Source organism: Streptomyces sp. NPDC057939 (assembly GCF_042887545.1).
In the GTDB taxonomy this organism is placed as follows: Bacteria; Actinomycetota; Actinomycetes; order Streptomycetales; family Streptomycetaceae; genus Streptomyces.
The window spans coordinates 36,905-51,228 of sequence record NZ_JBHVPG010000043.1; the positions used below are offsets into that span (position 1 = coordinate 36,905).

1 protein-coding gene is annotated in these 14,324 nt (G+C 74.8%); it reads left to right on the forward strand.

The genetic code is table 11. The annotated features are described in order from the left end of the window. Window positions 1-22: 22 nt before the first annotated feature. Window positions 23-14,308, forward strand: a complete 14,286-nt coding sequence (locus ACFVS6_RS32885; RefSeq protein ID WP_389709690.1) for an amino acid adenylation domain-containing protein — start codon at window positions 23-25, stop codon at window positions 14,306-14,308. Window positions 14,309-14,324 lie beyond the last annotated feature (16 nt).

The window sequence follows — 14,324 nt, forward strand, 5'->3', positions numbered from 1 at the left end:
CCTGAATCTGGAGCACGATCCCATGAGCGACCGCCCTTCCCAGCGTCTCCCCCTCACCGGGGCACAGGCCGGTGTTTGGTACGGCCAGCGGCTCGACCCCGCGTCCCCCGTCTACAACGTGGGCCAGTACGTCGAGATCGACGGTCCGCTCGACCCCGGCGTGTTCGTCACCGCGCTGCGGCGGACGGTCTCCGAGTGCGAGGCGCTGACCGCGCGCTTCTCCGAGGACGCGGCGGGCGAGCCGTACCAGGAGACCTGGTCCGGACCGGCCTCCGGTCCGCTGGTGGCCGTGCTCGACCACACCGGGGAGGAGGACCCGGTGGGCGCCGCCGTCGAGGCGATGCGCCGCGACATGGCGCGACCGCTCGACCTGACCGCCGACACCCTGTCCCTGTTCACCCTGCACCGGGTCGGCCCCGAGCGGGTCCTGTGGTACCAGCGGGCCCACCACATCACCCTCGACGCGTTCGCGTTCTCCCTGCTCTCCCGGCGCACCGCCGAGGTCTACTCGGCCCTGCTGAACGGCGAGGAGCCGCCGGCCCGCCCGTTCGGCACCCTCGCCTCGGTCGTGGAGGCCGAGCGGGAGTACCGGACCTCCGAGACCTTCGCGGCGGACCGCGCGTACTGGCTGGAGCGCCTCGCCGACTGCCCCGAGCCGGAACCCCTGAGCGGCACGGCCGTGCCCGCCGCGCACGGATTCCTCCGGGACGGAGCCACCCTCGACCCTGCCGAAACCACCGGTCTGCTCGCCATCGCCCGCGACGCCAAGGCCAGTTGGGCCGACGTGGTGACGGCGGCCTTCGCCGCCTTCGTGCACCGCTCCACCGGCAGCCGCGACGTCCTGCTGTCCGTCCCGGCGATGGCCCGGCTCGGGTCGGCCGCGCTGAAGGTGCCGGCCATGGTGGTGAACGTGCTGCCCCTGCGGGTGCCCGTGCGCCCCGCGACCTCCATCGGCGAGCTGGTCCGCGAGGTCGCCGCCGCGACCACCGGCCTGCGCCGCCACCAGCGCTACCGCGCCGAGGACATCCGCCGCGACCTCGGACTGTCCGGGCGGGCCCAGGGCCTCCTGGGGCCCATGGTCAACATCAAGGCCTTCGACACCGCCCTGGACTTCGCGGGCTCCCCCGGGACGGTCCACAACATCGCCGCCGGTCCGGTGGACGACATCACCCTCGGGGTCTACCACGACGGCGCGCAGGGCCGGATCCGGTTCGAGTTCGACGGCAACCCCGACGCCTACGACGCGACGTCGCTGGGCGCCCGTTGCGCCGAGTTCGCGCACTTCCTGCGGGAGCTGGCCGCCGCCGGACCGCAGGCTCCGGTGGGCCGGCCGGACCTGCTGGCGCCCGCCGCGCTGGAGGCCGTCGTACGCGCGGACGACGACACCGTGCGCGAGCTGCCGGCCGGTACCCTCGTGGACCTCTTCGATGAGGCGGCGCGGCTCCACCCCGGAGTGACGGCCGTGGTCGCCGGGAGGAAGTCCCTCGACTACGCAGCCCTGGCCGACCGTTCCGACCGGCTCGCCCGGGTCCTCGTCGGACACGGCGTGGGCCCGGAGGCCGTCGTCGGCATCGCGCTCGCGCGGGGCGAGGACCTGGTCGTGTCGCTGCTCGGGGTGCTCAAGGCGGGCGGGGCCTACCTCCCGTTGGACCTGGACTACCCGGCCGAGCGGCTCTCGTTCATGGTCGAGGACGCCCGACCGGTGTGCGTGCTGACGACGCTGGCCCTCGCGCCCCTCGTCCCGCAGGTCGCCGGGGTGCCCGTCGTGGTCCTGGACTCCCCCGACACCCTGTCCGCGCTGGCCGACGCGGGTCCCGGCGACGCGACCGATGGCTCCGCCGCCCCCGATGAAACGATCCCGCGTCCGGTTCGGCCCGGGCCCCACCACCCGGCGTACGTCATCTACACCTCGGGCTCCACCGGCCGCCCCAAGGGGGTCGTGATCCCCCACTCGGCGCTCGCCAACTTCCTGCGCATGCAGTCCGAGGAGCTCGCGCTCGCTCCCGGGGACCGGCTCGTCGCGGTGACGACCGTCTCCTTCGACATCCACGTGCTGGAGATCCACACCCCGCTGCTGAGCGGCGCCACCGTGGTCCTCGCCGACCGCGACACCGTACGCGACCCCGCGGCCCTGGCCGCCCTCGTCGACGAGCACCGCCCGGCCGTCATGCAGGCCACGCCCTCGCTGTGGCACGCCCTGCTGGAGGACGGCCGGCCGACCTCGCTGGCCGGGACCCGGGTCCTCGTCGGCGGCGAGGCCCTCCCCGCCGCCCTCGCCGAGCGGCTGGCCCGGACCGCGGCTTCGGTGACCAACGTGTACGGCCCGACCGAGGCGACCGTCTGGGCCACCTCCGGCGTCCTCGCCCCCGACCACTCGGGCGTCCCCGACATCGGCACCCCGTTCTGGAACACCCGCGCCCGCGTCCTGGACGGCGCGCTGCGCCCGGTGGCCCCCGGCCGGCCCGGCGAGCTGTACCTGGGCGGCGGCCAGTTGGCCCGCGGCTACCTGGGCCGCCCCGCCCTGACGTCGGAGCGGTTCGTGGCCGACCCGTTCGGCGGTCCCGGCGAGCGCATGTACCGGACCGGGGACCTGGTCCGGCGCCGGGCCGACGGCCGGATCGAGTTCCTGGGCCGGGCCGACGACCAGATCAAGCTGCGCGGCTTCCGCATCGAACTCGGGGAGGTCGAGACGGTGCTGACGGCCTGCGCGGGCGTCGGCCGGGCCGTCTGCCTGGTCCGCGAGGACCTGCCGGGCTTCCCCGCCCTGGTCGGCTACGTCACCCCCGCCACCGACGCCGCCGACCCGGCCCCCGGCGCGTTGCGCGAGGCCGCCGCCGGCGCGCTGCCCGAGTACATGGTGCCCTCGGCCGTCGTGGTCCTCGACGCGTTCCCGCTGACCGCGAACGGGAAGGTCGACCGGCGGGCCCTGCCCGCCCCCGACCTGGCGGGGCTGGTCTCCGCCGGGGGGCGCAGTCCGCGCGGTGCCCGCGAGGAGATCCTCGCCGGCATCTTCGCCGACGTCCTCGGCCTGCCCTCCGTGGGCCCCGACGACGACTTCTTCGTACTGGGCGGGCACTCCCTGCCCGCCGCCCGGGTGATCGCCCGGACCCGGGCCGCTCTCGGCACCGACTGCGGGATCAGGGACGTGTTCGAGGCCCGGACCGTGGCCGCGCTGGCCGGCCTGCTGGCGGAGCGCGCCGCGGTGTCCCGGACCGCGCCGTCGGCCGGGGTCCGCCCCGACCCGCTGCCGCTGTCCTACGCCCAGCAGCGGCTGTGGTTCCTGCACCAGGTGGAGGGCCCGAGCGCCACCTACAACATCCCGTTCGCCGTCCTGTTCGACGGCCGGCTCGACGCGGTCGCGCTGGACGCGGCGCTGGCCGACACCGTCGCCCGCCACGAGGCCCTGCGCACGGTCTTCGGGGAGCGCGACGGCATCCCGTTCCAGCGGGTGCTGGACGCGGCCGCGGCCGGTGTGCGGCTCTCCGTCGACGAGGTCGAGGGCGCCGCCGCGCTGGACGAGGCCGTCACCCGGGCCCTCGGGCACCTCTTCGACATCGCGGCGCAGGCTCCGCTGCGGGTGACGCTGGTGCGCGACACCGGCGCGGGGACGGACGCCCTCGTCGTACTGCTCCACCACATCGCGAGCGACGAGTGGTCGATGGGGCCGTTCCTGCGCGATCTGGAACAGGCCTACGCCGCCCGACTGGAGGGCGCCGAGCCCGCGTTCGCCCCGCTGCCGGTGCAGTACGCCGACTACGCGCTGTGGCAGCGGGAGCTGCTCGGCGCCGCGGACCGGCCGGGCACCCTCGCGGCCGAGCAGGCCGCGTTCTGGCGCTCGGAACTGGCGGGCCTGCCGGCGGAGGCCGGCGGCCTGACCCCGGACCGGCCCCGCGCGGCGACGGCGCAGCACGCCGGGGCGCTGACGTTCCGCTCGCTGCCGCGCGATCTCGCGCTCGCCGTACGGACGTTGGCGCGGGAGAGCGGCACCAGCGTGTTCATGGTGGTGCACGCGGCGGTCGCCGCGACGCTGCACCGGCTCGGCGCGGGCGAGGACCTCGTCCTCGGCAGCCCGGTCGCGGGACGCGCCGACAGCGCCCTCGACGACCTGGTGGGCTTCTTCGTCAACACGGTGGTGCTGCGCACCGACCTGTCCGGCGACCCGACGTTCGGTGAGCTCCTGGAACGGGTCCGGGCGGCCGATCTGACGGCCCTGGACCACGCCGACCTGCCGTTCGACCAGGTGGTGGAGGCGGTCAACCCCGAGCGGTCCCTGTCGCGGCACCCGCTCTTCCAGACGATGGTCTCGCACAGCACGGTCTCCGAGGACGTACGGACCCTGTTCGGGCGGTCCGCCCGCGCCGACCGGGTCGATCCCGGCGTCACCAAGTTCGACCTGGACGTCACCTTCGCGGACTCCGCGCACGGCGAGGACCTGGAGCTGGAGGTCTTCCACTCCACCGCCCTGTTCGACCGGGAGACGGTGGAGACCTTCGCGGACCGGCTGCTGCGCGCCCTCGCCGAAGCGGTCGCGGCCCCCGAGCTGCGGGTGTCGCAGTGGGAGCTGCGCGACGCCGAGGAGCGGGAGCGGCTGGCCCGGTGGAACGACACGGCCCGGCCCGTGCCCGCGCGGAGCGTGACGGAGGTGTTCGCGGAGCGGGCGGCCGCCGCACCGGACGCCCTTGCGGTGGTGGCCGGCCACGAGCGGCTGACATTCGCCGAACTCGTGGACCGTGCAGGCCGGTTGGCCGCCGTCCTGACCGCCGAGGGGGTCGGCCCGGACACGGTCGTGGGACTCGCGGTGCCCCGGTCCGCCGACGCCGTCGTCGCCGTCCTGGCCGTCCTCAAGGCGGGCGGGGCCTACCTGCCGCTGGACCTGGACCACCCGGCCGAACGGCTCGCCCACATGCTGCGGGACGCGTCCCCGGTGTGCGTGGTGACGACCGCCGCCGTCGCGGCGCGGGTGCCCGGTGTACCGGCCGTCGTCCTGGACGACCCGGCGACCGTGCGACGACTGGCCGCGGCCGTGCCCGGCCCGGACGCCGTGACGGGCCCCGAACAGGCCGCGTACGTCATCTACACCTCGGGGTCCACCGGCCTCCCCAAGGGGGTGGTGCTCCGGCACGCCGGCCTGACCAGGCTCTTCCGTGACCACGAGCGCGAGCTGTACCTGCCGGTCGCCCGCCGGTCGGGCCGCCGCGTGCGCGCCCTGCACACGGCCTCGTTCTCCTTCGACTCCTCCTGGGAGCAGTTGCTGTGGCTGGTGGCGGGCCACGAGCTGCACGTGCTCGACGAGTTCGAGCGCCGGGACGCCGAGGCGGTCGTGGCGTACGTCCGCACCGAGCGGATCGACACCCTCGACGTCACGCCGTCGTACGCCCGACAGCTCCTGGACGCGGGCCTGCTGACCGGGGACTGGCGACCGCCGCTGTTCCTGCTGGGCGGGGAGGCCGTGCCCGCCGCGCTGTGGGAGGAGTTGGCCGCGTTCACCGACGTGGAGGTCGTCAACTACTACGGTCCGACCGAGTTCACCGTGGACGCCCTGGTGGCCCGGGTGGGCGACTGCCCGACCCCGGTCGTGGGCCGACCGCTCGACAACACCCGCGCGCACGTCCTGGACGGCCGGCTGCGGCCGGTGCCGACGGGGGTGACGGGTGAGCTGTACCTGGCGGGCGAGCAGATCGCGCGCGGTTACCTGGGCCGGTTCGCGCTCACCTCGGAGCGGTTCGTCGCCGACCCGTTCGGGTCGCCCGGCAGCCGCATGTACCGCACGGGTGACCTCGTGCGTCGCCGTGGGGACGGGCTGATCGAGTTCCTCGGTCGGGCCGACGACCAGGTCAAGATCCGCGGGTTCCGGGTGGAGCCCGGCGAGGTGGAGGCGGCCCTGACCGCGCTGGACGGCGTCTCGGCCGCGGCGGTGGTGGTCCGCGAGGACGACCCCGGCATGCCCCGGCTGGTCGGATATGTGACCGGCGCCGGCCCCGAGGACGTGGAGAGGCTCCGCGGGGAACTGGCCGCACATCTTCCGGAGCACATGGTTCCGGCGGCGTTGGTGGCTCTGGACGCCCTGCCGACCAACGTCAACGGCAAGCTGGACCGCGCCCTGCTGCCGGCCCCGACCCTCGGTACGGCGGCGTCCTCGCGCCCGCCGCGGGGCGCGGCCGAGGAGCGGATCGCCGAGGTCTTCGCGCAGTCCCTGTCGCTGCTGTCAGTGGGTGCCGACGACGACTTCTTCCGGCTGGGCGGGCACTCGCTGCTGGCCACCCGGGTGGCGGCCCGGATCCGCGCCGCGGGCACGGAGTGCTCGGTCCGCGACGTGTTCGAGGCCCGGACCGTCGCCCGGCTGGCCACCCGGCTCGCCGACCGCGGCGGGGCGGGCCGCCCCGCCCCGGTGGGCGGCGTGCGCCCGCAGCGGCTGCCCCTGTCGTACGCACAGGCCCGCCTGTGGTTCCTGCACCGGCTGGACGGCCCGTCCGCGACCTACAACATCCCGCTCGCGCTGCGGCTGCGCGGCGCCCTGGACCCGGCCGCGCTGGCCGCGGCCGTGGGGGACGTGGTGGCCCGGCACGAGGCGCTGCGCACCGTGTACGCGGAGGACGCACAGGGTCCGTACCAGCGGATCCTGCCCGTCGGGGACGTCGAGGTGCCCTTCGTCGTGGAGCGGGCGCCGGCCGCCGGGCACGCGGCACGGATCGACCGGGAGACGGCCCGGCCCTTCGACCTCGCGACCGAGCTCCCGCTGCGGGCGACCCTGCTGGAGGCCGGCCCGGAGGAGTGGACGCTGCTCCTGCTGATGCACCACATCGCCGGGGACGAGTGGTCGACGGGCCCGCTGCTGGCGGACCTCGCGGAGGCGTACGCGGCCCGGTCGGCCGGTGCGGAACCGCGGTTCGCGGTCCTGCCGGTGCAGTACGCGGACTACGCGCTGTGGCAGCGCGAGCTGCTGGGCGACGCCGCGCGGGAGGGGGCCCTGGCGCACCGCCAGGCGGGTTACTGGAGCACGGCCCTGGCGGGCCTGCCCCAGGAGCTGCCCCTGGTCACGGACCGGCCGCGCCCGGCGGAGCCCACGTACACGGGACGGACGGTCACCGCCGAACTGCCCGCCGAACTGGTCTCCGGTCTGGACGCCCTCGCCGCGGCGACGGGCACGACGGCCTTCACGGTGGTGTCGGCGGCGGTCGCCGCCCTGCTGCACCGGCTGGGCGCCGGTGACGACGTCCCGCTCGGCAGCCCCGTCGCGGGACGCGGCGAGGAGTCCCTCGACCCGCTGGTCGGGTTCTTCGTCAACACGGTGGTCCTGCGCGCCGACCTGTCCGGGACGCCGACGTTCCGCGAGCTGCTGCTGCGCACGGCCTCGGCCGCCACCGCGGCCCTGGAACACGCCGACCTCCCCTTCGAGGCGGTCGTGGAGGCGGTGAACCCGGAGCGGTCGCTGTCGCGGCACCCGCTGTTCCAGACCCTGGTGGCGTACGAGGGCGCGGGGCGCGGCCCGGTCGCCCTGTTCGAGGGGCTGACGGCCGAGGAGGTGCCGGTGTCGGCCGGCGCCGCCAAGTTCGACCTGGAGATCCTCTTCCGGCGTGCCGCGGCCGGGGTTCCGGGGATGACCTGCGGAATCCGTTACGCGACGGACCTGTTCGACGCGAAGACCGTCGAGGCGATGACCGCGCGTCTGGTGCGGTTGCTCGATGCCGCGGTGGCCGCTCCGGACCGTCCGGTGGCGGAGTTGGAGGTGCTGTCCGCGCAGGAGCGCGAGCTGGTGCTGCACCGCTGGAACGACACCGCCGTTCCCGTGACCGGCCCGGCCACCCTCGCCGACCTGGTCTTCGCCGGCACGGCGGGCGCGACGGGGGCCGCCCTGGTCTTCGAGGGGGTCGAGCTGTCACGGCCCGCGTTCGAGGAGCGCGTCGACCGCCTCGCCCGGTTGCTGATCGGCCGCGGCGTCGGGCCGGAGAGCGTCGTCGCGGTCGCCCTGCCCCGTTCGTTCGAACTGCTCGTGGCCCTGCACGCGGTCGTCCGCGCGGGTGGCGCCTACCTCCCGCTGGACCTCGGCCTGCCGGCCGATCGCCTCTCGTACATGACGCGGACGGCCGCCCCGACCCTGATTCTTACCGACACACTGTCGGCAACTCTCCTTCCGTCGGACCCGGCCGTCGAGCGGCTGCTGATGGACTCCCGGGAGGCCGCGGAGCTCCTGGCGGCACAGCGAACCGGTCCGTTGTCGGACTCCGAGCGGATCACCCCGCTCCTGCCCCGCCACCCCGCCTACGTCATCTTCACCTCCGGCTCCACCGGACGCCCCAAGGGCGTCATGGTCGAACACGAAGCCATCGTCAACCGCATCCAATGGATGCAGCACACCTACCAACTCACCACCCACGACCGCGTACTCCAAAAAACACCCGCCGGATTCGACGTATCCGTCTGGGAATTCTTCTGGCCCCTCACCCAAGGCACCCCCCTCGTCATCGCCCGCCCCGACGGACACAAAGACCCCGAATACCTCGCCGACCTCATCCGCCGACAACACATCACCGTCCTCCACTTCGTCCCCTCCATGCTCACCGCCTTCCTCGGCGAATCCGACCTCACCGACTGCCCCACCCTCCGCCTCGTCACCTGCTCCGGCGAAGCACTCCCCACCGAACTCGTCACCCGCTTCCACACCCCCAGCACCCACACCCAACTCGCCAACCTCTACGGCCCCACCGAAGCCGCCGTCGACGTCACCGCCACCACCTGCACCCCCCACACCGACACCCACACCACCGCCCCCATCGGCACCCCCATCTGGAACACCCGGACCTACGTCCTCGACCACAACCTCAACCCCGTACCCCCAGGCACCCCCGGCGAGCTCTACCTCGCCGGCACCCAACTCGCCCGCGGCTACCTCTCCCGACCCGGCCTCACCGCGGAACGCTTCACCGCCAACCCCTACGGCCCTCCCGGCACCCGCATGTACCGCACCGGCGACCTCGCCCAGTGGCTGCCCGACGGCCACCTCCACTACCTCGGCCGCACCGACGACCAAATCAAACTCCGCGGCTTCCGCATCGAACTCGGCGAAATAGCAACGGTCCTGACGTCCTCCGCGTCCGTCGCCCAGGCCGCCGTGCTGGTGCGCGAGGACGTACCCGGGATGCAGCAGTTGGTGGCCTACGTCGTCCCGGCGCCCGGCACCGACAGCGACCCGGACGCCCTGCGCGCGCTGGCCGCCGACCGGCTCCCCGAGTACATGGTTCCGACCGCCTTCGTCGCCCTCCCCGCCCTGCCCCTCTCCCCCAACGGCAAGCTCGACCGGCGGGCCCTGCCCGCGCCGGAACTCGCGGCCGTGTCCTCCTCGCGCGCCCCCCGGGACGTGCGCGAGGAGGTTCTGACGGGGATCCTGGCCTCCGTGCTGGGGCGTCCGACCGTGGGCGTACGGGACGACTTCTTCGCCCTGGGCGGCCACTCGCTGCTGGCGGCCCGCGCGGCGGGACGGATCCGTGAGGTGCTCGGCGTCGAGTGCGGGATCCGCGACGTGTTCGAGCTGCGGACCGTCGAGGCGCTCGCCGCGCGGCTGGCACCGGCCGGCGCGGGCAGCCGGCCCCGACCGGGCGCGGGCGTCAGGCCCGAACGGCCTCCGCTGTCCTTCGCCCAGCACCGGCTGTGGGTGGTGGACAGTGTCCGCGGCCCGGCGGCCACGTACAACGTGCCCGTCGCGGTCCGTCTGCGGGGTCCGGTCGACTTCACGGCGCTGCGCGCCGCGGTCGGGGACCTGGTGGCGCGGCACGAGGTGCTGCGCACGGTGATCGCGGAGCACGACGGCGAGCCGTACCAGCGCGTGCTGCCCGTCGGGGTGGACGTGCCGGTGGAGCTCCGTGACGTGCCCGTCGACCGGCCGGCCGACGAGGCCGTCCGGGCCGGCGGTCACCTCTTCGACCTGGCCTCGGAGATCCCGGTCCGCGTGACCCTGCTGAGGGCCGCGCCGGACGACCACGTCCTGCTCCTGCTCGTGCACCACGTCGCCACCGACGAGTCCTCGACGGCCCTGCTGCTCGCGGACCTGGACGAGGCCTACACGGCGCGGCGGGCGGGTACGGCTCCGGATCGGGCCGAACTGCCCTTCCAGTACGTGGACTTCGCCCAGTGGCAGCGGGAGGTGCTGGGCGACGCCGCGGACCCGCTGTCGGTGGCCGCCCGGCAGACCGAGTTCTGGCGCGGCGCCCTCGCCGGGCTCCCGGCTGAGGTGGCGCTGCCCACCGACCGGTCCCGGCCGGCGGAGCCCTCGTACGAGGGCGGCGTGGTGGGCTTCTCGGTGTCCGCCGCGACGACGGACGGCCTGCTGCGGATCGCCCGAGAGGGCGGCGCGACGCCGTTCATGGTGGTGCACGCCGCGGTCGCCGCCCTGTTGCACCGGCTGGGCGCGGGCGACGACATCCCGCTCGGCAGCCCGGTCTCCGGGCGGGACGGCGCGGAGTGGGAGGGCCTGGCCGGCTTCTTCCTGAACACGCTGGTCCTGCGGGCGGACCTCTCCGGCACGCCGACGTTCGGCGAGTTGGTGGCACGGGTGCGCGACACCGGGCTGGCCGCCTTCGCCCACGCCGACCTGCCGTGGGAGGCGGTCGTCGAGGCGGTGGACCACGAACGGTCCCGCTCCCGGAACCCCCTGTTCCAGACGATGGTGACCTACCACTCGGTGGACTCCGTGCTGCCCGAGCTGTTCGGGATGCCGGCGGCCGAGCTGACGGTGGAGACCGGCGGGGCCAAGTTCGACCTGGAGATCGCCTTCGGTACGGCCCGCGAGGGCGCGGGCATCGAGGGCGGCATCCGCTACGCGTCCGACCTGTTCGACGAGGGGACGGTGCGCACCCTCGCGGACCGGCTCGTGCGGTTGCTCGATGCCGCGGTGGCCGCTCCGGACCGTCCGGTGGCGGAGTTGGAGGTGCTGTCCGCGCAGGAGCGCGAGCTGGTGCTGCACCGCTGGAACGACACCGCCGTTCCCGTGACCGGCCCGGCCACCCTCGCCGACCTGGTTTCCGAGGGCGCCCTCGGCGCTGCCGGCCCCGCGCTCGTCTTCGAGGGGGTGGAGCTGTCACGACCCGCGTTCGAGGAGCGCGTCAACCGGCTCGCCCGACTGCTGATCGACCGGGGCGCGGGCCCCGAGACGGTGGTCGCGGTCGCCCTGCCCCGGTCCCTGTCCCTGCTCGTGGCCCTGCACGCGGTCGTCCGCGCCGGCGGCGCCTACCTCCCCCTCGACCTCACCCTGCCCACCGAACGCCTCGGCTACATGGCCGAGACCGCCGCCCCGGTGTGCGTGGTGACGGACCTGGTGTCGCTGGGCCTCGTCCCGGTGCCCCCGGGCGCCGAGGTGGTGGTCGTGGACGCGCCGGAGATCGGGGTCGAACTGGAGCGGCTGTCCCGCGATCCGGTGTCGGACGCGGACCGGGTGGCACCCCTGCTCCCCCGCCACCCCGCCTACGTCATCTTCACCTCCGGCTCCACCGGACGCCCCAAGGGCGTCATGGTCGAACACGAAGCCATCGTCAACCGCATCCAATGGATGCAGCACACCTACCAACTCACCACCCACGACCGCGTACTCCAAAAAACACCCGCCGGATTCGACGTATCCGTCTGGGAATTCTTCTGGCCCCTCACCCAAGGCACCCCCCTCGTCATCGCCCGCCCCGACGGACACAAAGACCCCGAGTACCTCGCCGACCTCATCCGCCAACAACACATCACCGTCCTCCACTTCGTCCCCTCCATGCTCACCGCCTTCCTCGGCGAATCCGACCTCACCGACTGCCCCACCCTCCGCCTCGTCACCTGCTCGGGCGAAGCACTCCCCGCCGAACTCGTCACCCGCTTCCACACCCCACCCACCCCCGTCCACCTCGCCAACCTCTACGGCCCCACCGAAGCCGCCGTCGACGTCACCGCCACCACCTGCACCCCGGGGACCCTCGTGCCGGGCCGCACCGGAGCCCCCATCGGCACCCCCGTCTGGAACACCCGGACCTACGTCCTCGACGCCCGTCTGCGGCCCGTACCCCCTGGTACGCCCGGGGAGTTGTACCTGGCCGGAATCCAGCTGGCCCGCGGCTACCTGGCCCGGCCCGGCCTCACCGCGGAACGCTTCACCGCCGACCCCCACGGCGCACCCGGCGCGCGCATGTACCGCACCGGCGACCTCGCCCAGTGGCTGCCCGACGGCCACCTCCACTACCTCGGCCGCACCGACGACCAGGTCAAGCTCCGCGGGTTCCGCATCGAACTCGGCGAGATCGAGGCCGTGCTCGCCTCGGCGCCGGGGGTGGAGCAGACGGCGGTACTGGTGCGCGAGGACGTGCCCGGGGTGCAGCGGCTGGTGGCGTACGCGGTCCCCGCGCCCGGGACGGACCTCGATCCGCAGGCCCTGCGCGTCCTGGCCGCCGCGCGCCTGCCCGAGTACATGGTCCCGGCGGTTTTCGTCGCGCTGGAGCGGCTCCCGCTCTCGCCGAACGGCAAGCTCGACCGGCGGGCCCTGCCCGCACCGGCCTCCCCGCCGCGCCCCGCGCCGGAGGCCGCACCGCGCTCCGGTCCGGCCGCGGACCCGGCGCAGGTGCTGGCCGCCCTGATGGCGGAGGTCCTCGGACTGCCGATGATCACCACCGAGGAGAACTTCTTCGAGCTCGGCGGGGACAGCATCATCTCGATCCGGCTGGTGGGCCTGGCCCGCAGGGCCGGGCTGACGGTCTCGGCCCGGCAGGTGTTCCAGCACCCGACGCCGGCCGGTCTCGCGGCCGTCGCGACCTCGCGGGCCGACGCCCCGCCGGCCCCGGCGCGGGCCTCCGACGGGGGCCCGGGGCCGCTGCCGCTGCCGCCCGTCGCGCAGTGGCTCGCCGCGCGCGGCGGTCCGTTCGCCTCGTTCGGGCAGGCCCGGCTGGTGCTGCTGCCCGCCGGGGTGGACCACGCGCACCTGGTGACCGCGTTGCAGTCCGTACTGGACCACCACGACGGGTTGCGGCAGCTCCTGACCGTGCCCCGTGCCGGGGTGTGGAGCGCGGAGGTCCGGCCCGTGGGCGCGGTGGCGGCGTCGGCCGTCATGGAACGCGTCGACGCGTCCGCCGCCGGGGACGCCGAGCTGAGGGAGCTGGTGGCCGGGCAGTCGGCCCGCCTGTCGGGGCTGCTCGACCCGGTGGCCGGGACGCTGGTGCGGGCCGTGCACCTCGACCGGGGTCCCGGCGCCGCCGGGCGGCTGCTGATCGCCGCGCACCACCTGGCGGTGGACGAGGTGTCCTGGCAGATCCTGCTGCCCGACCTCCGGTCGGCGTACGAGCAGGCCGTCGCCGGCGGGACACCGGTGCTGGAACCCGTCGGGACGTCCCTGCGGACCTGGACCACGCACCTGCTGGCCGAGGCGCAGCACCCCCGGCGGACCGCCGAGCTCGACCGCTGGCTGGCGGCCGCGCCGGGCGGGCCGCTGCTCGCCGGGCGTCCGCTGGATCCGGCCCGGGACACGGCGGCCACCGCCCGGGCGCTGACGGTGCGCCTGTCGGCCGAGCGGACGGCGCCGCTGCTGCAGGCCGTGCCGTCGGCCTTCCACGGGACGGTCGGCGACACCCTGCTGACGGCCCTGTCGCTGGCCGTCGGCGAGTGGGCGGCCCGGCACGGACGGTCCGGGGCTCGCGGGTTCACCGTCGACCTGGAGGGGCACGGCCGGGAGCAGGAGTTGCTGCCGGGCGCCGACCTCACCCGTACGGTCGGCTGGCTGACCAGCATCCATCCGGTGCGGCTGGCGGCGTCCTCGTACGATCCGGCGGCCGTGCTGGACGGGCGGGAGGACGCCGGGGCCGCCCTGAAGGAGGTCAAGGAGCTCCTGCGGGAGGTGCCCGACGGGGGCATCGGCGCCGGGCTGCTGCGGTACGGGAACCCGGCGACCGCCGCCCTGTTCGCCGGTACGGGCAACGCCGAGATCCTTTGGAACTACCTCGGCCGGCAGACCGGCGCGGACGCCTCCGCGTGGGGTCCGGCCGCGGAGGCGCAGGCCCTGTCGGGCCGTCCGCACCCGGAGCTGCCGTTGTCGCACGCGCTGGAGATCAACGTCGAGATCGTCGACGGGACGGACGGCCCGGAACTGGCCGCCGTGTTCGTCAGGGCCGGTGAGGCCCTGCCCGAGGAGACCGTCGCGCTGATCGCCGACCGCTGGCTGGCCGCCCTCGACACCCTCGCCGCCTGGGCTTCCGGCGGCACCACCGCGGGGCACACCCCCTCGGACCTCGACCTGGTCGAACTCGACCAGGACCAGATCGACATGCTCGAAGAAATGTGGAGGGCCCAGCAGTGACGCAGGCTCGGATCGA

Bases quoted from the DNA above. Each gene is read 5' to 3' on its own strand.
- ACFVS6_RS32885 (WP_389709690.1), top strand. From the start codon at position 23: ATGAGCGACCGCCCTTCCCAGCGTCTCCCCCTCACCGGGGCACAGGCC.